This is a genomic window from Actinoplanes sp. NPDC051343, assembly GCF_044455125.1.
Classification (GTDB): domain Bacteria; phylum Actinomycetota; class Actinomycetes; order Mycobacteriales; family Micromonosporaceae; genus Actinoplanes.
In genome coordinates, this window is the sequence record NZ_JBITEL010000033.1 from 1 (window position 1) to 26,536 (window position 26,536).

16 protein-coding genes and 2 pseudogenes are annotated in these 26,536 nt (G+C 66.3%); 10 read left to right on the plus strand and 8 right to left on the minus strand.

Annotated elements, in window-relative coordinates; all coding sequences use genetic code 11:
- A partial coding sequence (locus ACIA5C_RS47945; RefSeq protein ID WP_396067961.1) for a tol-pal system YbgF family protein occupies positions 1–513 on the plus strand: 513 nt, incomplete at its 5' end.
- 464 nt (positions 514–977) lie between these two features.
- Here the strand turns inward: ACIA5C_RS47945 and ACIA5C_RS47950 are convergent.
- Positions 978–1,121 carry a hypothetical protein gene (locus ACIA5C_RS47950; protein ID WP_396067963.1) on the minus strand — a complete coding sequence of 48 codons (144 nt, stop codon included), beginning with the start codon at positions 1,119–1,121 and terminating at the stop codon, positions 978–980.
- A gap of 623 nt (positions 1,122–1,744) precedes the next feature.
- Between ACIA5C_RS47950 and ACIA5C_RS47955 the strand changes: the two genes are divergently transcribed.
- Both ACIA5C_RS47955 and ACIA5C_RS47960 read left to right on the plus strand, forming a co-directional pair.
- Positions 1,745–2,254, plus strand: a complete 510-nt coding sequence (locus tag ACIA5C_RS47955; protein WP_396067965.1) for a tetratricopeptide repeat protein — start codon at positions 1,745–1,747, stop codon at positions 2,252–2,254.
- Positions 2,255–2,664: 410 nt separating this feature from the next.
- Positions 2,665–3,111: a hypothetical protein gene (locus tag ACIA5C_RS47960; protein WP_396067967.1), complete on the plus strand. Its 447-nt coding sequence runs from the start codon at positions 2,665–2,667 to the stop codon at positions 3,109–3,111.
- A gap of 85 nt (positions 3,112–3,196) precedes the next feature.
- Here the strand turns inward: ACIA5C_RS47960 and ACIA5C_RS47965 are convergent.
- Positions 3,197–4,357 (minus strand): annotated as a pseudogene (locus tag ACIA5C_RS47965) (transposase).
- A gap of 1,116 nt (positions 4,358–5,473) precedes the next feature.
- On the opposite strand from ACIA5C_RS47965, the gene ACIA5C_RS47970 reads away from it, so the two are divergent.
- On the plus strand, positions 5,474–10,114 hold the full coding sequence (locus ACIA5C_RS47970; RefSeq protein WP_396067969.1) for an NACHT domain-containing protein: 4,641 nt from the start codon (positions 5,474–5,476) through the stop codon (positions 10,112–10,114).
- A gap of 1,367 nt (positions 10,115–11,481) precedes the next feature.
- On the opposite strand, the gene ACIA5C_RS47975 is transcribed toward ACIA5C_RS47970, so the two are convergent.
- Together ACIA5C_RS47975 and ACIA5C_RS47980 are read right to left on the minus strand one after the other, a co-directional pair.
- On the minus strand, positions 11,482–12,054 hold the full coding sequence (locus ACIA5C_RS47975) for a hypothetical protein (RefSeq protein ID WP_396067971.1): 573 nt from the start codon (positions 12,052–12,054) through the stop codon (positions 11,482–11,484).
- Positions 12,051–12,884: a hypothetical protein gene (locus ACIA5C_RS47980; RefSeq protein ID WP_396067973.1), complete on the minus strand. Its 834-nt coding sequence runs from the start codon at positions 12,882–12,884 to the stop codon at positions 12,051–12,053. The genes ACIA5C_RS47975 and ACIA5C_RS47980 overlap by 4 nt, the downstream gene beginning before the upstream one ends.
- A gap of 314 nt (positions 12,885–13,198) precedes the next feature.
- On the opposite strand from ACIA5C_RS47980, the pseudogene ACIA5C_RS47985 reads away from it, so the two are divergent.
- Positions 13,199–13,615, plus strand: a pseudogene (locus ACIA5C_RS47985) (transposase); the annotation flags it as partial.
- A gap of 465 nt (positions 13,616–14,080) precedes the next feature.
- On the plus strand, positions 14,081–16,255 hold the full coding sequence (locus ACIA5C_RS47990; protein ID WP_396067975.1) for an NACHT domain-containing protein: 2,175 nt from the start codon (positions 14,081–14,083) through the stop codon (positions 16,253–16,255).
- A 278-nt stretch (positions 16,256–16,533) separates the two neighbouring features.
- Here ACIA5C_RS47990 and ACIA5C_RS47995 read toward each other — a convergent pair whose 3' ends face one another.
- The 3 genes from ACIA5C_RS47995 to ACIA5C_RS48005 form a co-directional block, all read right to left on the minus strand.
- Positions 16,534–16,671, minus strand: coding sequence for a hypothetical protein (locus ACIA5C_RS47995; protein WP_396067991.1), 138 nt, complete (start codon positions 16,669–16,671; stop codon positions 16,534–16,536).
- Positions 16,605–17,156 carry an Imm51 family immunity protein gene (locus ACIA5C_RS48000; RefSeq protein ID WP_396067977.1) on the minus strand — a complete coding sequence of 184 codons (552 nt, stop codon included), beginning with the start codon at positions 17,154–17,156 and terminating at the stop codon, positions 16,605–16,607. The genes ACIA5C_RS47995 and ACIA5C_RS48000 overlap by 67 nt, the downstream gene beginning before the upstream one ends.
- A 1,735-nt stretch (positions 17,157–18,891) precedes the next feature.
- Positions 18,892–19,701, minus strand: coding sequence for a hypothetical protein (locus tag ACIA5C_RS48005; RefSeq protein ID WP_396067979.1), 810 nt, complete (start codon positions 19,699–19,701; stop codon positions 18,892–18,894).
- Between the two features lie 511 nt (positions 19,702–20,212).
- Between ACIA5C_RS48005 and ACIA5C_RS48010 the strand changes: the two genes are divergently transcribed.
- The 4 genes from ACIA5C_RS48010 to ACIA5C_RS48025 are packed head-to-tail and all read left to right on the plus strand — an operon-like array spanning position 20,213 to position 25,195.
- The gene (locus ACIA5C_RS48010; RefSeq protein WP_396067981.1) at positions 20,213–21,493 is read left to right on the plus strand and encodes a CHAT domain-containing protein; all 1,281 of its coding nucleotides are present in this window, start codon (positions 20,213–20,215) and stop codon (positions 21,491–21,493) included.
- A gap of 19 nt (positions 21,494–21,512) precedes the next feature.
- Positions 21,513–21,812, plus strand: coding sequence for a hypothetical protein (locus tag ACIA5C_RS48015; protein WP_396067983.1), 300 nt, complete (start codon positions 21,513–21,515; stop codon positions 21,810–21,812).
- On the plus strand, positions 21,809–22,441 hold the full coding sequence (locus ACIA5C_RS48020) for a hypothetical protein (RefSeq protein WP_396067985.1): 633 nt from the start codon (positions 21,809–21,811) through the stop codon (positions 22,439–22,441). Before ACIA5C_RS48015 ends, ACIA5C_RS48020 begins: the two co-directional genes overlap by 4 nt.
- Before the next feature lie 6 nt (positions 22,442–22,447).
- A complete protein-coding gene (locus tag ACIA5C_RS48025; RefSeq protein ID WP_396067987.1) occupies positions 22,448–25,195 on the plus strand; it encodes a hypothetical protein in 2,748 nt (915 codons plus the stop codon).
- Between the two features lie 409 nt (positions 25,196–25,604).
- Here ACIA5C_RS48025 and ACIA5C_RS48030 read toward each other — a convergent pair whose 3' ends face one another.
- Positions 25,605–26,333 carry a tyrosine-type recombinase/integrase gene (locus ACIA5C_RS48030; RefSeq protein WP_396067989.1) on the minus strand — a complete coding sequence of 243 codons (729 nt, stop codon included), beginning with the start codon at positions 26,331–26,333 and terminating at the stop codon, positions 25,605–25,607.
- Positions 26,334–26,536 lie beyond the last annotated feature (203 nt).

Here is a 26,536-nt window from a genome sequence, read left to right on the forward strand (position 1 = left end):
CAGCCCACGCCCATTCATCTGGACCAAGACTGCCGAAGAGATCCTCGAATCACTCGCACGGTTTTGCCAACGAATTTACGGCGCACCACACTAGCCGAAGTCCTACACGACATCGTCGCCCGCGATCCAAGCCACCACGCCGCAGCGGCGTGGAGCCTCGGACGGCTGCTCGACAACCGCGGACGTGACTCCGGCGAAGCTCGGGCAGCTTTCGAACTGGCGATCGCCACCGGCCACGCGCACTATGCCCCCTGGGCCGCCTACGCGCTTGGCGAGATGCTGGCCCGGACTGGGGACATCGCCGGTGCGCAGCGCAACCTGCAGCGGGCCCTCGACTCGGGCCACGATCAGGTGCTGCAGGCACGGTCTGCATTCAGGCTCGGAATGCTGCTCGCCGCCCAGGACGAGTTCGGCGCAGCCCGGGAAATGTTCGAACGGGCGGGCGTCACGGGGCACGAAAACTGGGCGCCATGGGCCGCCTACAAGCTTGGGTCTTCTGCTAGCCCACGATGAGCAGGCCCGGGCGCTGGAGGCGTCCCAATAGGCCCGCGGACGACGTGACCGAGGGAACCTCGGGTCCGGGCATTCCCTTCGCCCGGGCGCTCGACGAGTTCCTCACCGACCTTCGGGGCGTGGGCGGAGCTGCACGACCGCAAAGGCCCGGAAGCCACCGGTGCCCGCCGGATCGCCGACGCCGTCCGCTGGCTCGAGCGCAATGAACCCCGGGTGGGACGGGCTGCAGAAGGCTCGAACGGCCGGCCGGCTGTTGCGTCTCGCGTGGGATGGTGAATTTGCCTCGGCGTGGCGGCCCGGGGACTCGGACCGCCGATCGCACGCTGGTGGTTTACCTGGGACGCCGCGCCCATTGCCGGAGGCCGTCCATGGCCCGGGTGACAGCGGCCTTGATCTGGTGTCCAAGCCGACCTCGGCCGGGCGGGTCCGATACATCCCGCCTGGTCGGTTCACCGGGTACGGAGTCACGAGGGTGACCGGCCCGGTCGTGTCATGCCGGGAGTCGCCGGCGATTTGGGCGCCAGCACCGACACGACGAGCTTGTCCTCGTCGTCGGCCAGCCACAGATGCTCCGGGGGCAATCCGCCCGGCCGGGCCGTTGTCGTCATAACCATCGATGGTGACGTACGGGTACGACAACTTCGCCACCCGCGAGTCCAGCTGATCTGCCACCCTCTGTTCTACGGTGGTCCAAGCAGGCACTGAACCGGTCGGGCAGCCCCCATCGGATCTCCTGCCGAGACAGCGTGGCTGACACGGCTAGCCAACCACCCCGCCGCCCCGTGGCCCTTTGTCCTCGCCTGCATGAGGGTGAGCGGGCAGGAAGAAATGCCCATGCTGGAGAAGGGGTGAGGTGCGGCAGTAGAGGGCCTCGGCGTCGGCGGTTTCTCCAGCCGTGGCCGCAATGATGTGCGGGGCCGCTGCGCCAACAGCGACCCCGCGATGCCGAGGCGCTTGTTGCGGCCGAGCCGGTCGAGGTTGGTCGCAACGATCGTGTCGCCGGTGCGGGCGTAGCACAGCAGCTCGGTGAAGCCCGGCCCGTGCGCCGCAAGGCCTCGTACTTCTTGATCGAGTAGGGGCGGCAGTAAGGGCCCGGGCCAAACGAGGCGGGCGCTCGCGGAGCGCCGCATGCTTGTCGCCTTTCGGGTGATGTCGTCCGGGTGGCGGGAGTCCACGATGGTGTGATGACTCGACAGCGGCGGTGATACTCCGACCACGGTGTCATCACGGCATGACGGCGGCCAATCCACGCCTGCCCCGCTGGGCGGAGGTACATCGTCTCGCTGTCGCAGGTGGGGAGACGGTGATCGCCCGGGACACCGGTGACCGGCTCGGCTGGGTGTTGCTGGCCCGCTCTCGGTACGCCGAGGTCGACAACCTCACCACTGCGACGCTGACCCTCGGCCCGCATGCCCGAGCCTTCTACCAGCGGGGCTGGTCCCGGCGGTCGAACGGCCGACCACGGCCGGCGCTGGAGGACTACCAACACGCCATCGACCTGTACCGGCAGGCCGGCGACCGGGCCGGCGAAGCTGCCACCCTCGCCAACATCGGCCACCTCTACGGCGGGCGGGGTGACCGGGCGCAGGCCCTGGCCTACTTCGAGCAGGCCCTGCCCCTGATGCGGGAGGTCGGCGACCGCGCCGGGGAGGCCGCCACCCTCGCCAACATCGGCCACCTCTACGACGGGCTGGGTGACCGGGCCCAGGCCTGGCCTACTTCGAGCAGGCCCTGCCCCTGAGCCGGGAAGTCGGCGACCGCGCCGGCGAAGCCGCCACCCTCAACAACATCGGCGCCGTCTACAACGGCTCGGCGACTCCGAGCAGGCCCTGACCTACTACCAGCAGGCCCTGCCCATGCGCCGAGAGGTCGGCGACTGCGCCGGCGAAGCCACCACCCGGTACAACATCGCGATGATGCGGCACATGCTTCTACGAAAAGTGTGCGTGCTGCCACGATGAGCGGGTAATGGCAGCCATGACGCGCTGGCCAGCGCTTACGGGTCGCGGCCACTTAATGAGGGCCTTGGGCGCGGGCGAATCTCGGCCTCGATCCGGGTCCCCAAACTCCTGATCGATAGCGCGCCGTGAGTGCCTGCTGAGCCGAAGAATATTCCACCTCGGCTCGAGCTCGCCGTTCTACAATCTTTGAATGACCGTAACAAATTCGGATGGTAAAGATGGCGAATCCATCGAATCGTCGATACAGAGGTACCTCGCACTTTTCGCCGTAATAAGGAAGGAGCAGGGCGATAAAGAGATCGTCGGGACAACATTAGCGAGAATGCGTGCTATGGAGGGCGGTGACGATGAAGAGCAGGCGTTTGATGACGAAGAGCAGGTCAATGACCTACTACGTCGCTACGGCGATGACTACATGAATGACCTTATTGTGGCTCTATACTATGAGGTAGCTGCGCGGCGCGCAGAGCAGCTTGGCGGCGAGCATGCGGCCCGGGTTCCGGGAATCACATCCGTTGTTGAACAGCTAAGGCGTGGGTTGAATCAGCCTGTCCCTGGCAGAGAAGAATTCGAGCCAATGGCTAGCAAAGATGTGATCCAGAAGCTCGCGAACGAAGAGACTCGCGGAGCTCAATGATACGCAACGTCGCTGGCCGAAGGCTCGAGCGCTGGATGCAAAATGCAACGCACTGTCATCGGCAGACGTCCCATGTTTTGTTCTGTCAAGTGGCGGCTTGGAAATGAGCCCAAGGCGGTGGCTTCGTCGTAGGTGGTGCGGGTTTTGAGGCAGCCGTGCAGGATGCCGACGAGGCGGTTGCTGAGCTGGCGCAGGGCGGCTTGGTGGCCGGTGCCGCGTTGGCGCAGGGCTTGGTAGTAGGCGTGGGCGCCGGGTGAGCCGCGCATGGCGCAGAACGCCCATTGGTGCACGGCGTCGGCGAGGCGCCGGTTGCGGGCGTAGCTGGCCAGTACGACCCGGCGGCTGCCGGATGCGCGGGTGATTGGTGAGGTGCCGGCGTAGTTGCGGCGGGCTTTGCCGTCGGCGTAGCGATCAGGGTCGTCGCCGAACTCACCGAGGACCCGGGCGCCGAGCACTGGACCAAGGCCGGGCAAGCTCAAGTAGTGCTCGGCGTCCCGATCGCCGCGTAGGCGCGCTGCAGCGGTGCGGGCTGGCGGAGCTGGTTCTGACGGAGGGTGTGCTGGATCGTGTCGGCTTTGGTGTCGAGGTCGGGGCGACCGGCGCGCCGCAGCGCGGCCACGATGGTCAGCCGCGATAACTGGGCGGCTCGGTCCGGGTCGGGTGCCCGGTCCAGCAGCTCGAGCGCCTCGCCGGCGGTGAGGTCGTCGAACGCTTGCAGGGCGGCGGCGGGGAAGAACTCCCGTAACGCGGCCCGTAGCCGCAGCACTTGGCGGGTGCGATCCCAGATCAAGTTCTGATGGGCTCGGGCGAGCAGCTTGACCGCTTCCGCAGCGGGACTGTCCCCGGCCACCTCACGGTGGTGGGTGTGGTCCAAGCGGACGATCTCGGCCAGCACATGGGCATCACCCGGGTCGGACTTGGCACCGGAGGTCGAGTGCCGTTCCCGGTAACGGGCCACCGACATCGGATTGATCGCATAAACGCGGTAACCGGCGCCGCGTAACGCCTGTACCCAGGCGCCGCGGTCACTTTGGATACCGATACGGACCCGCCCGGCGGCCTGCGCCGAGTCGAGCTCAGCCCACGATGCCGGCATCGACTCAGCGATCAACGCGTGCAGCAGGGTAATGCCCTCAAGGCCCTCGGGGAGCCGGGCACGGGCCAACCGCCGGCCATGTTCGTTCTCTATCTCGATGTCGTGGTGGTCCTCGGCCCAGTCGTCACCGATCCAGATCGACTCTTCCAATTCGCCTCCTCCACTCACAACGGCGTGTCCGACAGCGCGGAGGACACGTCAGCGATCTCATAGTCCAGTGCTCACCGGCGCCGACCGCCGAGGCACGTCATCCCATCAGCTGTCACATCTCCTCACGACCAGCGGGCGCACGGTCTGCCGCAAGACCTCACCAGGGTCAGATCCGAAGAGTGCTGACCCGATAGCCGCTCCCGAAGCCATCCTGCACCGCGGCAGGCTGACAAGAACCTATGGGATCCGGATGCCGGGCCGATCGGCAGGGTCACGCCGAGTAGCCAATTTGGCGCACTCGGCGGTAGTCCGGTTAAGGACCTCGGAATCGCGGCTGAGACATCCCGTGTGGCGTGGGCTCCGCGGCGACAAACCCGCCGCAGACGTAAAATGAGAAATATTTCAGCCACCCTTGCCGCCCGAGGAGCATGTTGCGGGCGCCATGGCAACCACCGATGGTCGCGTCCGGGTCGAGGTCGTTGACTGGGGCGGCCTGCAGTCTTTCCGGTTGCATGGAGACAATGTCCTCGTGGGACTCGACATTAGCGGCGTCGAAACCCTTCTCGCGCGGATGGGGATCCAGATGGACGCGCTGAAGGTAGTCGACCCTGGGGCGGAGCAGGCGCTGTCCGGGGGATCGATCGCTTGCCGGCGTAGCAGCCGCCGTCTCTGGGCGGGCGTGCTGGCAGCGTACGTGGAGGTGGATGCCCCGAGCGTGCGGATGTGCGTGGTCAAATTAGTACGACCGGTCACTCTGCGAAACGACTGCATTGGAGGCCCCGATGTTGCAGCTAGTACAACTCGTACGTGGCAGTCCCGGGCACGTTCTGTCAGATGGTCATGCAACGATCCCGCCCTTATACGAGATCGTTACCGCGGCGCTGGTTCGCGAAGGTCAAAGTAGGCATGTTGTATTGGGCACAACATATCGCTCGACTCGCGAAGGTCCGGCGCGGAGCAGATCGTAAGTAGATCAAGCTGGCCGGAGACTGTCGATCATCTCTTGTGCACGGCGCCCAATGACTACGGCAACAACGTTCTCACGGCGCACCCGTCGTGGTTCTTGTGATCAATGCCCGTCCCCGATAGGAAAGGCCGATGCGGCGGACTTCGAGGGTGCTGGCGTTGCTCCTTCCTGTCGCAGGTGCCGTTGCCTCTGCCGCGGCGAGCGTCACCGTCGACCGGCCCGGATGGCAACCGTGGACCTGGCTGATCGTCGGCCTGCTCATCGTGACGCTCTTCGTGCTGACTGTGCGCAGCGAGGCGCGCGGCGCCACCGGCGTGCCCGTCGACCTGGCCGACGAGGCGGAGCACCTCGCCCGGAGCGTCCACTCCCAGTGGCGGGTGGAGATTAGCTACCGGCGGATCAACCACCCCTTTCCGCTGCCGCTGCGGTGGCGGATGACCGCCCAAGGGTCCGCCGGGCATCGGGGCGCTCCGGACGCGGGCGAGATGCACGACATCGGCCGTATGTACCGTGCGATCGACTCCGGCAGGCTGGCCGTCCTCGGAGCGGCCGGCTCCGGCAAGTCGGTGCTCGCCATCGAGCTGGTGGTCGAGCTCCTGAAAAGCCGGCAGGCGGATGACCCGGTGCCGGTCCTGCTCTCAATGGCCTCGTGGGACCCGGAGCGGACGCCGCTTACAGACTGGGTCGCCGCCTCGCTCGCCCGGGACTACCCGTCGCTGTCAAGGACCACGCCGGTCGGTCCGAGCGTCGCCGCCGCGCTGGTCGCAGCGGGACGAGTGCTTCCGGTGTTGGACGGGTTCGACGAAATCGCGCCAGTACAGCGCCACGCCGCCCTGCGCGGTATCGCAGCGACCCAGCTGCCGTGGGTGCTGACGAGCCGCACCAACGAGTACACCGAGGCCGCCGCCCGGTTTGCCGGACCTTCCTCGGCGAGCGTCATTGAGCTGCTGCCCCTGGAATCGGTCGATGTCGCGGATTACCTGAGGGCGGCGAGCCGCCCCGACGTCGCGACGGCGCGGTGGGGCGAGGTGTTTGTGGAGCTCCTGGAGCACCCGCACGGGCCGCTGGCCGCCGCCCTGCGCAGCCCGCTAATGGTATCCCTGGCCCGCACGATTTACGCCTCACGCGACGCAACACCTAGCGAGCTGCTCGACGCCGCCCGGTTCCCGGACCGCGCGGCGATCGAGCGCCATCTCCTCGACGCTCTTGTGCCAGCGGTCTACCGGATGCCCGAGACGGCCTACGATCCAGCATCTGACACCGCCCGATTGCGGCGGTGGCTGGCCTTCCTAGCCCGCCTCTCCGAACGAACGCCCGCCGGGGGTCTGGCGTGGTGGCAGCTGGACCGGGCGGTGCCTCGGGCGGTCTTCGTGCTGGTGGGGCTCGGCGTCGGGCTACTGGCCGCCGTCGCCGGTGGAGTTGTATTCGGTCGCGTGTACGGCACCGCCGGCGGGCTTGCGTTCGGCCTTACCAGCGGGGTGGTCATCGGGGTGGCGCTCAGCCTCCCGGCCCGCGATGCCGCGCCGCCGAGGCCGGTCGAGGTGCGCTTGCGGGGCAGCCTGCGGCGGCTTGGGACCTGGACCGGTGTCGGGCTGGGCATCGGTTTGGCGACCGGGCTGGCGGTAGGCGTGGTCAGCCGATCAGGCTCCGGCCTGCTCAACGGCCTCGTGGCCGGGACGGCGTTCGGGCTGATCGGCGGCCTGCGCGGAATGATTGCCGCCCCGGCCGGTGACTCGGCCGGCGGGCCGCAGTCCGTCTTGCGTGAAGATCGTCAGGTCGGTCTCGTCCAGGCCGTCATGATCGGTCTGGCCTCGGCCGTCCTCATGGCGCTCATCGGCGGCGACCTCGCCGTCGTGCTGCCTGGGGGTGCTGTGTTCGTGCTGGCGGCGGCGCTCGCCGGGACGAGCTGGACGGCGTCCTACCGCTACGCCGTCGCCACCGCATGGCTGGCGTTGCGCAATCGGCTGCCGTGGCAGCTCATGACCTTCCTGGAAGACGCTCGCCGTCGCGGGGTCCTGCGCCGGACCGGTGCCGTCTACCAGTTCCGATCCGTGCAGCTGCAGGACCGCCTCGCCGGCCCGAGCGACCCCGAGCCGTTCGCCCGATCGTCCGAGGACTCGAGGTCGGTGGAAGCCATCTCCGCGCTGCGCGACTGGCTCGTCGCCACGGCGTTCGAACGCGCCGACGTCAAAGCGTTCGCCGACGCCGCCCGCATCGACGTGCTGAGGGACGAGATCAGCGCGGCGATCCAGAGCGGCATCCCCACGATCGCACGCGCGACCGCGGCCGCGCGGGACCGGTTCATCAAGGCCAAGGACCGGTACGTGCAGCGTGTCGGGGTGCCGGCGATCGCGAAGCCGGCCGGCGGGTACGCCGCCGGGGCGGTGTCGCTGCTCGAATTCGCGGCGATCGGCGCACTCGCCCAGCGGACCGCGCTCGACGGCTGGCTGCTGCTCACTGTGGCGGGCGCGCTGGTCCCCTTCGCGGTGCTGCTGATGCTCCTGCCGTGGGCGGCGATGCGTGGCGCCAGGGCCGGACAGTCGCTGGCCGCCAGGGCCGCGGTGGCCAGCGGCATCGATGAGAACGGCGCCGATGCGGAGGCGGTCGACGCGGATGGCGCCCGCGGTGCCGGCACGGACGCAGACGACGACCGGTTTGAGTCCGAGCGGAAGCCAACGGTCTGGGACACGGTGCGATGGTGGCCGACCTACGTCCTAGTGGCGTTGTCCCGGTTGCCCCACCGCGTGCTCGCCAGCCTCCGCCTGCTCGGATGGGGCTGCACTGCGGCCGGGCTCGCCGGCGCGCTCATCGGCTGCCTGCTGCTGTGGGACGAGCGGTACCGGACCCGCTGGGGCGACACCCCCATCGTGGTGGCCGCGGTGGGCGGCGGGCTGGGCCTGCTGTCCTGGCTTTGGGCGCGGCCGCGGCGGGCCCGCTTCGATGCGCTGCAGTCCGAGGACGTCGGGCGGTGGCCCGACGACGGTGAGGCTCCGTGGGCGTCGAGTGCGCGCCAGGATGCGGTGCGCGCGCACGACGAGTGGCGCCAGGCGCTGCTCGAGTCCGGCGTACTGCCCCTCGTCAACGCCAAGATCGCGGTGCTGTCGCAGCCGTCATTCGACCTGAATCTGCCGGACGCATCGGTGAGCAAGCTCGGCGACATCACCGAGAGCGCGCAGTTCGTCCCGACCGCCACCAACGCCCGACTGAACCGGATGCTCGGGGCGATGTCCAGCGGTGCAATCGCCTTGAGCGGGCCGCGCGGCATCGGCAAGAGCACACTGCTCCGGATCTTCGGCGATCGCCGTTTCGGCTCCGGCAACGGCGATCTGACCCTGGTCGTCGCCGCCCCCACGAGCTACAACAGCCGCGACTTCCTAGTCCATCTGTTCATCCGGATGTGTGAGCTGGTCCTGCCAGGGGAAGGCTCGTCGGCGAGTGGTCTACGCCGGTTCATCCGTCAGCGGCCGCTGATGCGCTCCTGGCGGCCAGCGGTCACGGCGGCCGGCCTCCTCCTCATCGCCGCCACCGTCGCGTGGCCCTCACTGGTTCGGCTCGCTGGATGGGTGCGCCACCATGGGGCCCCAGTGACGCTCGTCGCCGGCGCTGTCATGGTCGCCGTCCCGGCGGCGTCCCTGCTGCTGTCCGCAGCGGGCCGCAAGCAGGGCCGACGCCGGGACACCTCGGCCGAGGACATGGCCCGGTACTACCTGAGCCGCCTGCGCTACCTCGAGACCAGGACGCGCAGCCGCACGGGAACCGTGAAGATACCCGCCGGGCTGGACGTCGGCGGCACCGCAAGCCTGCAGCGGACGGAGCAGGCGCGGACCTATCCGGAGCTGGTAAACGACTTCAAGGAATTCCTCGCTAACCTCGCCCTCCGGCTGCGCAGCGGAGCCGACCGCCAGGACGCCAGGGTAGTCGTCTGCGTCGACGAGCTCGACAAGATCGCCAACGCCGAGGAGGCCGAACGGTTCATCAACGACCTCAAGACGGTGTTCGGCATCGAAGGGTGCTTCTTCCTCGTGGCGGTGTCCGAGGACGCGCTGGTGTCCTTCGCCCGGCGTGCACTGGCCGTCCGTACTACCTTCGACTCGGCCTTCGACAACATCATCCAGGTACAGCGCTTCCGGCTCGCCGACACCAGGCGCCTGCTCGTGCAGCGAGTGCTCCGGCTGCCCGAACCGTTTGTGTGGCTGTGTCACTGCCTGTCCGGCGGGCTGCCCCGGGACCTCAACCGGATCGTCCGGCAGCTGTACGACGCCCGCTCCGCCTCCGGCGCGATGCACCTCGCGGCCCTGGCAGCGGACGTAATCTGGCAAGACCTCGACGCGGTGACGGGCGGCCAGATTGCGCGGGTCAGCGGCCGGCTCGACGCCTCGAGCGGCGCTGCGCTGCGCTGGCTGGCGGCCGTTCGCCAGTTGCCGCTGCGCTCGGCCGAGCTGTCCCGGCACTGCCTCGACGCCCCGCAGTTGCCGCCGCCCGACAGCTCCGCGCCCGATCCGGCCGCCGATGAGCTAAACCTAATCGTTGCGCAGTTTCGGACCTACCTGTATTACGCCGCCACGCTCATCTGGTCGTTCTCCGAGGAGTATGACGCCGTGATCGAACAAGTGGTGTCCGTATCCGATCCGGACGACACGGCGAACCCGTTGCAGCACCTTGCCGACGCCCGCACCGGTCTGTCGACCGATCCGGTCCTCGCCTGGGCGTCGGTCGATGCCTTCCGGACCGCCGTGACCGGAATTCCGCCGCTGCTATTCGGCGCGGCGGACAAAGCTGGCGAGACCTGATGAGGCTATGGCGGTGGGCCAGGCAGTGGCGGGCAGACCCCGGAAGCGGCGCTTGTGAACCCTGAGGCCGGCGGCCCGGACAAGCAGCCGCCCGAACAGGCTCCTCGCAATGATGAAACAGCTGACCACTCGCGTGGTCTACTCGAAGGAATGACAGGCTGGTGTTGCTGTAGCCGTAGTCGGCGACGCCCCGGGCCGTCAGCCCGGTGGTGCGTGAGGTCGGCGATCAGCCAGTAGCTGTCCGGCTCGACACGCCGATGGTGGCCTGGGCCGACCAGGCGGTGTACCTCTTGTTGATGCCGTCCTGAGAACCGGGCCCGGGGGTGACCGACCTACGGCAGGATCTCGAGGAACGCACAGACGAACTCGCAGCCGCCCGAGCCGCCAACCGCGAACTCATGACCCTGCTCAACTGATCCTGAGCTCATCCCTGGCTAGCTACGGGGCCACGACTGTTCGCCCGTCAACTTCCGCATTAGCAGCTCGAAGCCCGGAGCTCAACTAGCCTCCCCTCGGGCCGCTGGCGAACCACACACGGACCAGTCTGCTGGCTGGCGGCATGACCGGACGCTGACCGATCGGTCCACCGGAGCCCGTCCCTGGACTCGATCGAGTACCCGGCTTGCCCAAGTGCGACACGCTGAAGGGTGGCTTCGGCGCAATCCCCGTGGGGCATGAGGCGGTTATCGCTGACGGATGACGAGCTAACACGTCTGGCAGCTGCTCTACTGCAGCACGATGAGCTTCAGGCCCGTGCAGCTCACCTTCGCACCGGCCTGGCTGCGACGGCCGCCGTGCGCGCCGGGCCCTCAGCTGGTTGGCCGCCGAGCAGCAAGCTCTGCGGGGCTGGCACGTCGCCGGGCGGCGGGTCTGGTCGCGGTAGCGCGCGGAGGCCGCGAGAAAGCTCTGTTACGCAAGCAGGCTGAGGTGAGAGCAGCCCACTATCGTGAGCCTGCAGACCCAGGCGCAGCTCGCGGAGCTGCGGCGACAAACTGGACGAGGTCACCGGCCGGTTGGCGGCAAGCTGCGCCATTCCCGCGCTTTACGCCGCAGCCATGGCGCGCAAGAAACAACAGCTGCGGTCATCGAGTGAAGGCGCGGGTCCTCGGCCCGACGAACTGGCTGCACTTCGCCGCCGGCTGCTGGGCGAGATAGAGGATCTGCACGACACCGCGAACCTGCTCGACACGGCCGCGGCCGCGCTGGCGATGGTTGAGACCCGGGCTAGCCACATCTTCGTTCCCAGCGTACGGCGATATCGGGGGCATATTGTAGGTAATCCCTGTCAAGTTGATCATGATGCTTGCTGGTCCATATTTGACGAATCCCTGGCGCGGGACACTAGCAAACGGCCGATATTCATCCATCTATATCGGCTCGGTCGACGTGCGCAGGGTTGACCTGTAGCGATTCATGGGGTGGACGCTGACTTTGCCGAGGGAGACTGTAGCCGCAATCGAAACGACGGCCAGCAGAAGCCAGAGGGTGTCAGCGGCCGGCAGCCTGAAAAGGCCAAGCACCGACAGGCGCACGACCGGCGTGTGACGCCAGGCCAGAGATGGGATGATGTAGACGACTGAACTTGTCAAAGAGATCGTGCCAGAAGTTATCAGGCCGCCGACGGTCGTCCATGAGGACTGCCGCGCCCTCTCAGGCGAGATCCCCACCACGGTGGCGGCAAAGATCGGGACGGCGAGCAGGAACGCGGCGACGTCGGTACCCCGGCTGTCACGTAGCGCGCTCGGCATGACGAACGCCAATGCCAGCGTTATTAGGGAGCAGATGGCCGATACGACCAGCACGCGGTCCAGCATTCCGGGTGGAATTTCCTCGAATTCGACGACATATGCCAGCTCGAAAGGCTCCGACAGCCGATTGAGGCCACGGGTCCGCAGCCCGACGTGTGAGACGCTCCGGTTCCGGTCGAGGTGGATGCTCATCCCGCGTTGCATGGCCGGGAACTTCTTGGCCGTCGTACTGATGTGGTGCGCGCGCAAAAAGTGTGAATCTGGGCCGACGATCCGCAGCTCATAGATTGGCGCCGCGAAGGGAAATTGAGCGGGATGTGATAACGGTTATGGGTAACCCGGAACCGGGTCCGTAGGCGCTCGTGAAAGGTGTCAGTGCGGTCATTTGCGCTGACAGTGCGGTAGCTAACGTAGATCACGTCAGTCCCGCGAGGTGCCTCAATCGCCGAGATGGTGTTGGCTGCGAAGTACGCACAAAAATCACGCAACTGCCGCGGGTCCTTGCCTGGCTGAGGCGACGTCGTCGATGACAGGATCGCGTCGTATCGTGTCGCGAATTCCTCGGCCGCGATGGGCTCGGTGTTACAGACCAGTGCGACCAGCTGGTACACGATGACATTCTGCGCGGGTGTCGGCGCATCTTTCCGGCGACACATAGATCGTCTGGAAGAGTCCACGAACGGCCCAAGCCAGCAACCCGTCGACCACCCGCCGCGGAAGCTGAACCAGCCGGTTATCGGCTTCGTCATGGGCCTCGAACTTCTCCAGGATGACGGCTTTGCGATGAGGATCGGTACCGCGACCGGAGCCGCGTCGGGCATTAAGGCGCAGGCCCGCTCGTCGAGCCGCAGCAAGGAGATCTCGATGGTCACGTCGTCAACGAGCAAGTCGCCACCGACCCGCGAATGCTCGGACACGCGGGCGATGTGACCGCCGTTCGTGAGCATGAAGGTAAAGGTGTCGACGGCGGTCGAGGCTCCGGATGCACGATCGTCGATCGTGTCTATCTCGTCGAGCCGCATCGGGACGTACCGGCTGCGTACCTGCTCCGCGTAGCGCTAGATTTCCTCCGCCGACGGGCCATAGCCCTCAGGTAGGTTCGACAAGGCGGTGCCATGAGTCGCCTGCCGGCGACGGCGGACCACAGCGCCGAAGCCGCTGGCGGCGATTACGCCGGCCAGCACGCGTACGGGGGTGCGCGACCCTCCAGGAAGCGCGCCATGATGTTGTCGAGCAGAGCGCAGGCCACCAGGACGGTCATCGCGAGCATCCTGCTCAGGCGGTTCAGTCTTCGAGATCGCGGAGCTGGGGCAGGTGGTGGCCGAGCAATTTTGGCCGTCACCGGGACGCTGAGCGCTACCTGAGCCTGCCCGGCCTCGGACCAGTGCTCGGCGCCCGGATCCTCGGTGAGTTCGGCGACGACCCGCACCGCTACCTCGCCGGCAAAGTCAGACGCAATTACGCCGGTACCTCACCGATCACCCGGGCGTCCGGCAGCCGCCGGGTCGTACTGGCCAGCTACGCCCGCAACCGCCGTCTCGCTGACGCCGTCCACCAGTGGGCGTTCTGCGCCATGCGCGGCTCACCCGGTGCCCGCGCCTACTACCAATCCTTGCGGGAACGCGGCACCGGCCACCAGGCTGCTCTACGCCAGCTCGGCAACCGTCTCGTCGGCATCCTGCACGGCTGCCTCAAGTCCAGAACGGCCTACAATGAGACCACCGCCTGGGCCCATCTCCAGCCCAACACTTGACATCAAAAAACATGGGATGTCTGCCGCCGATCGGGATCGGCGGCGCCTCGCGCTCGTCACGGTGTGTGATGTGCCAAACGGCAGTGGCAAGTGCAGTCGAGATCTTGCCGAGCACTCGGGAGCTCCGGCGCAGATTGGATGTTGCGAACCTCGACCAGCGTCCCAAATACATCCTCGCCGCTTATATGGCCTCCAGAACCTGACCGTCCACGATGCGCAGGAGGACGGATCCCTGCTGTGGACTACGGTCGGTGGTCAAAGCGCATTGCTGGGTGAAGTGCTCCCGACCAGCGGCAGCATACCTTCCGCGACGCTCATCCCGACAGCTGCAGTGACCGGTGCGCGGCTCCGATCCTGCGACGCGCGGAAGTGCTGATGTGAACGCCTCGCGTAGCGCTGGGTGGCACCCACGTCGCCGCCGTGAGCCGGTTCTCTCCCAGTGACTTCTACCTTAAGGTTGGCGGCGTGTCCCGTCGGCGCGTAACCGCCCTGGTGTTGCTGGCGATCGTCTCTGCCATGGTGGATTTCGCCATCAACTTGGCCTCGAACATCGGCTCCAGCAATCTCCAGCAGAGTCCCGGGCGTCTTGCACTATTCACAGGACACCCCTTCACCGCTGGCGCGCTGCTGATCATCGCAGCGGTTATCGGCGTTTTCCTGTGGCGTTCCGCCGAGGCGGCACCGGAGAAGAGGGACCTCACCAAGGAACTAGACGAGGCCGTGGAACTGCTCGCGGTACGGCTACGCGATAACTGGTCCGACGAGGCAGAACTACGACTGGTCGACCGGCCGGTATCGTTGCCTAACCGGTGGGTGGACGCCGAATCAGGCGGCCGCGAGGGGGGCACTTTCGATGACATCGGGGAGGTTTTCGACCGGACCGGACGGCTGGTAATTCTGGGCGTCCGCGGGTCCGGAAAAACGGTGCTGGCGATCCGATTCGTCCTGGCCCGACTGCCGGATCCTGGTGGACCCGTCGGATCGGCGACCATTCCTGTCCTGATCAACCTAAGCACCTGGGATCCACATTCTGTGCCATATCGTAGGTGGCTGGAGCAGGAACTGACGGCGGCATATCCGGCGCTGGGACGTACGCTGCCAGGGTCTTTGCCCTTTGCCCGGGAACTGCTCGCGCGGGGACGGATCCTGCCGGTGCTAGACGGTCTCGATGAGATGGCGGGGGAGTTGCGTGCCGAGGCGCTGCGGGCATTGCGGCGGTCGTTGCGCCCGCCGGACCGGCTCCTTCTCACTAGCCGGCCCACCGAGTACTCCGCCGCGGTCAGCGCCGCCGGTCCGATTCCGGGAAGCCGGTCGATCGTCCTTCAAAACCTTGTCCCTGAAGAACTTGTCGACTACCTGGGACGCGACGCGTGGGCAGACGTATTCGTTGGCGACAACACCGCTGCGGCGGATGCCGGTGATGTGGTGTTGCGGTCAGTGCTGACAACGCCGCTGATGGCGTTCCTGGCGCGAAAGGTATGCGAGGCGGGGCGGGCTACGCCGGGCGAGCTGATGGCTGTGAATGATGCCGCAGTCCTTCGCGAACGTCTGTTTCAGGAATTTCTCCCGTCCGTCTACGGCAAGGGCTTCGTACGACCGGAGAGATACCTGCGCTACCTGGCCGAGCATCTAATCGCTTCAAAGAGTTCGCATCTGCGCTGGTGGCGGCTGGCCGACGGGCTCGCGAAGTCACAACGCCTGAGACTCGGCGTGTTCTTCGGCGTAATGTGCGGACTCGTGACCACGCTGTTCGAGAGCCCGGTCAACTTCTACATCGCTTACTTCGACGGGGTCGCGCTAGGGACGGTAGCCGGGATTCTCGCGGCATTGACCGTCGGGCGCCCTAGCGTGCTCGGACGCCAGTTGTCGCCTCTGCCGGTCCGGATCGGTGGCAGCCTGTTAAGGGCTTCGGAGCGGCCGGTTCAGACGCGCTACCACAGCCGCAGCACCCGCCGGTTCGCATTGAAACTCGCCGCTTTCGTCGGTTTGGTCAGCGGTCTGGTCTTCGCGTTGCCTGTGCTCGGCAGTGCCAACGGGTGGGCGCTTCTGGAGTACCCGTTGGTCGTGTTCCAAGTCGGCCTCGCCACCGCTGCTCCCGTGTTCTTTGCCGCATGGTTCGCCACGTGGCTGGCGCAACGTATCGAGACGCCGGTGGGGCTGGGCCGCTCTGTGGATCCGGTGTCTCTCCTCAAGCTCGATCGCGCCGCGGCCTGGACCGAGGCGGCCCTGTACGGTGCGGTAGCCGCAATCCTGGGAGGTCTGCTGTCGGAGCCGGTGTCGGTTATGGCCAGCCCGTCGTACTGGATGCTGACCGACCACGGGGTGGAGCTGCGAATCGACACCGGGGTAGTCCTGACCGCGACAGTTCCGGCGGTGGAGACCATCCTCATCGTGGTCACGCTCATGCTGTTCCTGTTCACGGCCTGGGGCAGGTTTGTCGTGGTGCGGGCCTACTTGGCCCTCAGCCACCGCCTGCCATGGCGGCTCATGTCCTTTCTTGCCGACGCTCACCGCCGGGGAGTCCTGCGCCAGGCGGGGCCGGTCTATCAATTCCGGCATCTCGAGATCCGGGACTACCTCGGCGTAGACGCCACACCCAGCAAGAGCCCGGGCGAGCCGGTCCGCAAAACGGAGCCCTGACCCTGCCCTACGAACAGGTGGCCAATGTATCCATACGACGCGGCCCGGAACCGCTAACGTTGGCTAACAGCGTCATCGGCGGTGACGCGCTTATTTGCCGCCGCAAGTGCGCGTCGGCCTACCGAGAACAGTCACGCGGCGTGATGCCAGCATGGTGCAAGTGCTGCCTGATCATGCCGACAACACTGCGTACGGGTCCAAGGTCCGCCAGCCTGTGCGACCAGCCGTTGTCGAATCGCGACGGTGACATTTGCATCTGCATATGAGGTTGGACGTCTTCAATCGTCGAATTCGAAGCCGCTGTCTTCCGCGGCGGCAACCAACTGCCGGACGCGTTCACTGTCGGTCGCTACCGACGCCATACGGCCGGCGAGATCGTCGAGTGCCACCCGGTGTGAGCCGAATGCCACGAACATGTCACCCTCCGATCGAACTCGAATCGTCCGTTCAGGTCCGGAGCCTCCGTACTTACGAGCAACTCCGCGATACCTGCCCAGAAATAGCCGTTGGGTTCATGCCCAAGGTCCTCGACGACCTCGTCGACGTCCGTCGAGCCAGCGTTGAGCCACAGGATGTACTTCCCAGGCGAGGTATCGACCACCTTGACGGGATCCATGCGGGCAGCATGGCGGCGCACCATTGCCGGCGGGTTCACTGCGCTGCTTCGGCCTTCCGGATCTGCCGCCGGCAAGGCGCGGTGGCTGTCGACGTGGGCGGGGTGCGAGGGCTGGTGGCATAGGGCGTTGGGGGAGTCGCGTCGGTCCATGACGATGTCGTGATGCGCCGATAGGTGTGCATGCCGTCCGGGCATGCGACGCAGTGCGGGCGGGGCTCGTCGCTCGCCCTGGCATGTCACTCGGGGGTGGGCGATGCCGGTGGCATCGTTGGGTGTCGTCGTCATGAGAAGAACTCGGAAGGTCTGGAGGTGTGGCCGGCCTGGTGAGCTGGCGGAAGGGCGTCCACGAAAGCAGTTCTGATCCGCCCCCGCTTTACCCACCGAAAACGGCGCGAAGTCATGGCAAGCGATGACAAGCCGCAGAGGCCGTTCAGCCGCGTTTATGCTGGTCAGCGCGTACTTCTGACAGGCAATGCGAAGTCCTGCAAAGCCGCGATTCAGAACAAGGGGTCAAGGGGTCGCAGGTTCAAATCCTGTCAGCCCGACAAAAACAAGCCGGTGACCTGCGAAAACGCAGGTCACCGTTTTGCTCTTCAAGATCGCACCCCCACTTAACCCCCGCTTTTGCCGTCCACCGTGAGCTGTCGTCGCCCGCGAAAATCCCCGGCGTCCCTAACGCGCGGCTCGCGCCGCCGGATTCCCATCTACCTGGTGCTGTCGCTAGAAGACGCGTCCCAACCCGGACCGGGGGAGACGGGCGCGGCGGCGAGGCGACCACGGCAGGGCCGGCAATGGAAGCTGTTGCCGCGTTCCTAGCCACGGGCGAAACCCGACCGCCCAAAACCCCCGCCTGGCGACTTTTGTCAACCACGCCGACGGCGGATGCCTGACCTGCGCCCTTCGTCGCCTTCGCCGTGATCGCAGCGTTGAGCGGTCAGCGACGGCTGGTCCTGGTCGTACGGGGGTCCGCAAAATGCTCTGACCAGCGACTTCGCGACGACCAGCACAAACGCCGGGGCCGTTGAGAGCCGTTGATGCCCGTTCAGCGCGGTTCGACGCCGTTCAGAGCACCCCGCTGCTCCCAATCTGCTTCCACCGAACCCGGCCCAGCGGTACTACAGCCAACAGTCCCGACCCGCTGATTCACTCCCTCGTCCGCTATGGAGCCGGCCGCCAGCGTCAGATGACCTTGGCCAACGGGATGTCAGCGTGGTGAATGCCGCGCCTTATCTGCGGCAGAAGAGTAACCGGCTCGCTGGCAACTCGACATCGCCGTTGCCGGGGCAGCAACCGGCTTTGAAGACCAGGTTGCGTGGCCGGTCTACTCGAGCGCAGCCGGCCAGGTCCCAGGTTACATATGCGACCGCTCGAAGAATCCAGCCCGACAAAGCCGACAGGGTCGACGCCGAGGCTTTAATAAAGAGCACCACTATCGGCGCGGCCTATGATAAGCGATTGGATGCCGAACGCATCTGCAAGTTTGCGAGCATCGATCGGATGGCGCTGAACAGCAGAAGTTTCCGTCATCTGCTTCATGTAATTAGGCACCCGGACTTCCTTAACCAATGTCGCACGCCTCCATCGTCAATACCCGAGCAAAGGCGGCCGCGGACCAAGAGCATCCCACGTAAAAGGTAGACAACGCTCTTGGCGGCCATGTCGACTATCTGCGGATCCACCGCTAGCGCAATCCGCGATCCGCGCGAAGGGCTACTGGGCCTGCTCACCTATTTTGGCCAAGCTATCCTGGCCCCCGCCCGCCTCTCGAATGGCGCGGCTCTGCGCCTGCTCCGGAGTCGTCCACGCCCGACTTCGGCGACTCTTCGAGGGTTTTCGCGAGAGCAGCCGGCGGAGTGTCGGAGCCTTTTTTCACACCCCAGTGAGAGCATCTCCCATGGACTTGCCTAGTTCGTGATGGACGCCCCGACCTTGGCATCACCGAGTCGCAAAGGACGGTCGATGAAGGTAGCGCTGCAGCCCGCCAGCAGGACCGATGACACCGGCTTCGACCTACGACACACTAGCCGTCCGCGAGCCATCGGCGGCGGCGTAGCGAAGTCTCTTTGGATACAAGTACAGGATCAGACACTTCTATGGCGTCCCGAATTCTCGCAAGCGATGACCTGTTCGACAAGCCGACCTTTTTGAAGGAAATCCGTATCTCCCATTCAGAAGCATCCAAATTCTCCCCTGCGACAGTTAGCTTGATCCGAAACGCGCCCTGCCCTAGATAATCCCGCCCATCATAACGCTGAGGCCACCCAGCCAAACCCATGCCAAGATCCGGCCAAGGACTGACCACATTCCTCTTTGCCGCTCGCTTCTTGTCAACATGAGCGACGTCTATTCGACGCTGCATCCCAGCCGGGAGATCAAGTTCTCCCGTCCTGATCTCCGACCATGAGAGTTCCCGAAGGGCAAGCGTGTTCTCAGACAACACGGATCCCTTCTCGGGATCCACTTTGGAGACGATCACACGAACTTTTCTTGCCGTCTCTCGCCCCGGCTTGTTAGTAGCTCGAAGTCTTATCCAGACGCTAGCCCAGGGGGGACTCTCGTGAACGGCGATGTCCTCAGACTTTCGATCGAATGTAAGAGTCACTATCGGACGCATCTTTGCCCGCTGCCATCCGGGGAGGAAAAGTGCTACTACCACCGCCGCGACGGTGCCGACAGCGCCCGCTGCTTGGCCTATTGCACTGATCCAGTCGGCTAGGCTTGCACTTGTATCGAGCGCTATCACGTCCACCATCACCGGATGGTAGCCGCAAGGTGTGCAGTTGCTATCTATGTCGAGCCATCCGGCGGCCCTGTCGTACCTCTGCGTCATGGTAGGAATTGCTCCGCCCTCGCTGGGCCTGCCGCCCTCGTGGTGGATGTTCGACTACCCTGAACCAGACTCAAGCACCTCCAACCCTCAACAACCACCACTATTTATCCCCAGGTCGTAACGATCTCCCGCTACGAAAATCTTGCCAGAGCCGTTCCGGTACAGAGTCGGGTACGCGCTGACATACAAAGATCAGAATGTCTGCGAGGCCCCGTGCCTCCTCCGCGACTACCGCCGCGCGGATCGCGACGCCGGATCTGCGTCCACCCGCTCCGGGGATGGCCTCGTCAACGTCTGGGATTTCGGTCCGCCGACGTGGCCCTGGTGGTGGCAGCCGGCGTCGGCGCAACGCGCCGCAGAGCTCGCCCCACTGCGGACACGCCGAGCCCGGACCTTTCGTCTGAAAGATGGCGCCGTGACGGCGGAAGTTCCACTCGTCCAGGTGGTGTCGACACGACCCGCTGTCATGTGACGATCGCCTGGACGGTTCCTGATCCCGGAGCAGAGGCGCATGTCGCAACCGGAAAGCAACACTGGCCAGCGGTCCCCGGACGGACACGAGTGGAACGAGCTAGTCGAGCAGATCCGGGCGATGCCCGGCTTCGAGGACTTTCTGCGGCCGCCACGCTTGGCGGATCTGCTGCCGGCTGCCGCGTACGGGCCCGTGGTAATCGTGAACATCAGCCGCTGGCGATGCGACACCCTCATCGTGCGGAACGACGGCGTGACCCCGCGGAGGCTCGGTTTGTCCTGGACTGACGTCACCGCCCGGGTCAGTGACTATCTGAATGTGCTGCTGGCAGCCGAACTGGCCGACGTCGCTTATCTCAGCGCGCGGCAGTCGGTCAGCGGCGAGTCGCCGCGTGCCGCCGCCAAGCGGAGCATCGACGCCGCGCAGGCCCTCGAGGCTGCGCATCAGAGGGTCGACGAGGTCCTTACCGAACTGCAGGTGTGGATGTGGGACAGGATCGCAGAGCCGGTCCTCGAAGAATTGGGCTACACCTCTACACCCGACGGTGTAACCGCGTCATGGCCGCGCGTCTGGTGGTGTCCGACCGGTCCGCTCACAGTCCTACCACTGCACAGCGCCGGACACCATGGCCGACCCGGCGGACGGACGGTGCTCGACCGGGTCGTCTCCTCCTATACACCGACGCTGCGGGCACTCCTCGAAGCGAGGCGCGAAAATCCCCTGCCCGGCGATGACCGATTGTTGCTCGTCGACGTACCCGACCTGCCGGGGCTGGCGCCACTCGACAACGCCGACGAGCGGGCGGCGCTGCTCGACTCCTTCCCCGGCGGCCGGCTGACCGTGCTCGACAGCTCCCGGGCGACCCGGCAGGCCGTCCGCGACGAACTGCCCCGCCACCGCTGGGTGCATTTCAGCTGCCACGGTGATCAGGACCTCAACGAACCGACCCACGGCGGGCTGCGGCTGCGCGACGGTGCTCTGACCATCGCCGACATCGCGGCCGACCGTTTCCGCGGCGACTTCGCTGGCTTGTCGGCCTGCAAGACTGCGGTCGGTGGGAAAGACCTGCCGGACGAGGCGATCACGTTGGCAGCGGCGCTGCACTACACCGGCTATCGGCACGTTCTCGCGGCCTTGTGGTCGGTGGACAACAAGGCCTCCGCCGAGGTGTTCAGCAGCCTCTACCGAGTCATCGCCGCGGACGGCCTTCTGGAGCCGGACCGCGCGCCGACGGCGTTGCACGACGTGGTGCGGGCCATGCGCGACCGACGTCCCGAGTGGCCGCACCGCTGGACCCCGTTCACTCACATCGGCCCATGATCGCTCCGGAGGAGTCCCAATGCCCGTACCGTTCGCGGAGATCAGCGAGGAGACGTACGCCGAAGAGTTCGCGCGAACCTGTAAGCCCGTCGAGACTCGCCGGGGTGTGGAGCTCATCGGCGTCTGCCCCCGATGCGGACACCCGATGTCGCTGCCGTTGCCCGACCGGGTGTTCATGAACGGAAACGCGGCATCCTCCTCGCCGCCGGAGCACACATCGGCGCTCTGCACCTGCAGCGGCGAGCACACCGGCCGGCCCGATGACGAGTACGGCTGCGGCGCGTACTGGAACCTGCAGATCGTCAAGAGGACGGCGTGACCATCAAGATTACTGCCGGGCCGCCCGCACGCCCCACCGACCGTGCGTATGCCAAGGCCCGGTATGACCTGCACGCGGACGAGCTACCACGCATCCGCGCGGGCGCCATCGCCTGGCGTAACGGCCTCGGGGCTCTCCTGGCTGGCCTTATTGGCTTCAGCCTCATCAAAGGCCGGTCGGATGTCACGCAGCTGCGTAGCTCCTACGCGGTCCTCGTCGGTCTGCTGCTGTTGGCGGCGCTGCTCGCCGGTGTGGTGGCTGCGGTTCTCGTCATGCGTGCCGCACACGGACGACCGTACGCCGCTGCTCTTCCAGACCGCGGCGTACTCGATCCGGGGGTCGTGGCCCGCCGGGCCGAGGCCGACGCATCCGAGCATGCCCTTCGCTGGGGTGTCGGTCTGGCGTTCGGCTGCGTTGCGCTGCTGACTGCCGCGGTCGGCGTCACGTGGTACGGACCCGCGAAAGCGAAACCGCGCCTCGAGGTACAGCTGGCCGACGGATCACAGTGGTGCGGTGAGCCTGTCTCGGTGGCCGCCGGGCGATTGACACTCAAAACGGCGCAGGGGCAGGTGTCGGTGGACCTCACCCGCGCCATGACCATCACCGCCGTTGATACTTGCCGAAACTGAGGGCCCATGAACGCGGAGGAACTCCTGCAGGACCTGCTCCACCGTCAAGAGGAGTACGCGCGGGGCAACCACGGTCCGGCCTTGAGCGACGAAGCCTTGGCTCATGCCGCCGAACTGTGGAACCTCTCGCTCCTGCCGACCGGTGAGATGGATGCACGGGCTGCCTTCCTAGTCGCGATGACCAACTGGATCCGATACCGGGATCTGCCGTACTCAGTCAGCCGGGGGAATTTCCTGTTCGCCATACAGACCTTCGCCCAGCTGGTAGATGTCATGGGTGCAGCCGTGCCGCAGTCGGCGCAGCCCTACATACAAGTCCTGACGGTGGGCACGCCCGACGACGCCGTACGCATGTTGCTCGCTGCGGCCCAGACGGACAACGGCGCAGCTCTCGACATCGCCCTCATGGGTCTGGGTGTCGCGATCGACGACGGCGGCCCGGAGAACCCGGCGCTGCCGGAATGGTGCATGTTGCTGGCATCAGGGCTGATGATCCGCTACGACCGATTCGGCGCCATCTCCGATCTGAACGTCGCGGTCGCGGCCGACGAACAGGCGTACGAGCTGTTGCCGCCGGGACGCCCAGAACGCGGCAAAGTCCTGGAGCAGCTCGCGAAAATCTGGGTGTCTCGCCACTATCAGCTGCACGAGCCGGACGCACTCGATCGGCTGATCGAAGTCCAGGTCCGTCAGATCGCCATCGACCCCAGCGTCGACCTGGTAGCAGGGCTTGCGACCAGCCTCGGCATGCGATTCAAGCGATCGGGCGACCCGGGCGACGCTGCCGAGGCCATTCGGCTGCGCCGCGTCCTCCTCGAACGACACTCGCCAGACCATCCGGATCGGTGGAAGTTCGAATCGGATGTCGTGGCAGCCATTCTCAGTGCTCGACCGGGCGGCGAAGACCTGGACGAAGCGATCAATCTCGGGCAGTCAGCCGAGAGGCTTGCCCCCGATGCCACGAGCCGGGAGATAGTAGCCTCGAACCTCGCGACGGCCTACGAACTCAGATTCGACCTGACGCGTGAGCTCGACGATCTGTCGGCCGCCATCGACCGTCGGAAAGACCCGGGCCATCGCAGTTCCCTCGTCTACCGGCGCTATCAACGTACAGGCGATGTCGACGATCTGCGCACCGCGGCCGCGATCGCACCGTCGGTAACCCCCGCCGACCGCATGATGCGCTGCTCTCTACTCATCGAGCTGTACCAGCTCGACAACGACCTCACCGTCCTCGACCGCGCGGTCGAGGCAGCTCATGAGTGCGCGGCCAACGTCGGCGGCGACCAACCCGACCTGCGTGCAGCTCAGTATGCGATCCCGGGGATAGCGCTCCAGCACCACTTCCAGCGCACTCGGCGGCTTGCCGACATCGACGAGGCCATCCGACTCGTCCGGCTCGCGCTCGCCGAAGATCCGAGCGCAGACGACAACGCCGTCCTCGGCGAGTTTTTCATGGCTCGGTTCGACGTCTCCGCCGATCCAGCGGATCTACAGGCGGCGGGGGAGGCGATGGAGCGTGCCATCGCCGAGACACCTCCGCGCGGCCCGGTCCGCGCCCGGCGCCTGCTGCGGGCCGCCGAGGCGTTCCGGCGTCTGTCTGACAGCACCGGATCCCAGCAAGCCCTCGCACGCGCGATCGACCTGTTCCGGCGGGCGGCCGACGCCGACGAACTGGACGAAGACCCGGGCCGCTACTTCGACCAGCTGGGTAACGCCCTGCAGACGCAGTACGAGTGGACTGGCTCCACCGACAGCCTGAACGACGCCGTTGACGCGGGGCAGCACGCGTTGGAACTAAGTCCGCCCGGGCACTGGGATCGAGCCGGCCGGTTGACGAACCTCGGCAACGCCCTGCAAAGCCTGGTTGAGGTGCACGGGCGCCCCGAGGATGCGCGGGCCGCAGTCAGCGCACTCAGCGCCGCTATCGATGCCGCTACCGACGACGATCGATACCTCGGTATGTATCACGCAAACCTCGGCATAGCGGTGCACAGCGCATATCGGTACATCGGGCACGCAGGCTTCATAGAGGCGGCGATCCGCCAACATCGCCTAGCGGTCGAGCTCACCATGGACATGCCCGGATTCCTCGCCAACTATCGGGTCGGCCTAGCGACTGCGCTGATATCCCGGGACGAGAAGGGCGACCTCGACGAGGCTATCGACGTCCTCCGCCAGGCGCGGCAGACGGCCGGACCCCAGTTCGGCACCTCCGTGGCTGACGCCGACCTGGGCAGCGCCCTCATCCAGCGCTACCGGCGGGATCACCATAATGAGGACGCTGAGGAGGCTCTGGAAGTACTTGGTCATGCGGCCCAGGCCGAAGCGGCGCCGGCGTATATCCGGTTGGAGGCCGCACGATTGCGAGCCGTGTTCATCGCCGAGACCGACGGGGCGAAGGCGGCCGCCGACGCCTATCGATTCGCGGTGTCCATGGTCCTACCTGACTTGGCCATCCCCGGGGTGGCCCGGCCGGACCAGTGGCGCCGCATCGAACGTCACGCCGGGGCTCTCGGCCCTGACGCGACGGCCGCCCTGATCGACGCTGGCCGGATCGCGGAAGCGGTGGAAGTCGCGGACCGCGGCCGCAACCTAGTCTGGGGTCAGCTTCTTGACCTCAACGCCGACGTCGTCAACCTCCAGCAGAAGCGCCCCGACATGGCCCGACGCCTCATCGCCACAGCGACACGCCTGTCGCGCGGTCATAGCGACGGATTCGAACCCCGCGTGGATCCGAGGGCAGAGGCCTGAGGGTCACTGCTGGTAGCGGCAGCCCATGCCCGGTTCGGTGAGCAGGTGGCGCGCGGGTCTTCCTCCAGCTTGCGCCGCCGGCGGACCCTGTATCGCCCGCACGCTTGGCTACGCCGCCATCGTCTGGCGCATCAACCCCGAGAACGTCCGCTCGCAAGAGGCAATCACCCGCATCGGGATCACCCTGATCGGCCGTGAACCGCAGGTCACCGCCATTCCGAGCCTGCTTATCTACACGATGCTCGAAGCCGAACGGCCGGATGGCGCACACGGCTCTGCGCTGCGACTCACGCTTCGGCAACGGCCGAATTCGCGCGTTACGGCATCGCGGGTGCGATTCTTGAGGCGCTGCGCTGCGAGCGCCGTGGGCTGGCCGCAGGGCAACCACCTGCGGCCAGCCGGTTGTCGGCTACTGCGTGGCCGGCCGGGGGCCGGGCATGCCGAGTCCGACGGTGCCGGTGACCTGGCCCAGGCGGATCGCTTGCTGACGTTTGTCGGCGAGGAAGCGCAAGGTCAGATCGAGGCCCTCGATTTCGCCGAACCACCCTTCGGTCTCGGCCCGGGTGCGCCGCGCGTGCAGGTCCTCTTCGAGCTCGGCGAGCCGGGCGAGCATCTTCGGGTTGACGTTGAGCATCGGGCAGCGGATACAGGCGTGTTCGTGTTTGCAGGGCGTGCCGTAGGGGCGGCCGCAGGTGCCCAGCTCGAGTTTGCGGAGCTGGAAGTGTTCGTGGAATTCGCGCCATTCGTCGTCGGTGGGTTGGCGGTATTCGGCTTCGGGCCGGACGGCGCGGCGCCGGTCGAGGAACCCGCGGTAGGTGCGGATCAGGTCGTCCTGGAACACCGCGAGGTAGGCCTGCGTGGTGGTCAAGTGGTGGTGTCCGAGGATCTTGGCCGCGATGTGGACGGGGAGGCCGCCGGTGACGGCCTCGGTGGCGAACATGCGCCGGAAGTCGTGCGGGGTGACGTGCAGCGGCTGGCCGGTGAGGTCGCGCAGGCCGGTGCGGGTCATGGTGGCGGTGAGCAGGATCTGGACGAGCCTGGTGCTCACCACTTCCTGCCGGATGCCGACCGTGCGCTGGAACAGGTGCGGCAACGGAGGCCCGGTGACCTGCTCGTGCCCGTCATAGCGGGCGACCAACGGAACCGTGCCACAGCCGACCGTCCGTAGCCGGCTGACAATCGCAGCGCCAACTCGACCGCGACGTCTTCCTAGACTTCCTGACGCACGTCCGCGAGACCGGCGGCTGGGCGTGTCAGATGGTTTGTGTACGTGATCAACCTTTGAGTTGAGGAGTACACACGTGACCATGACTGATGATCCACGTTCATCCGGGCCGTCGG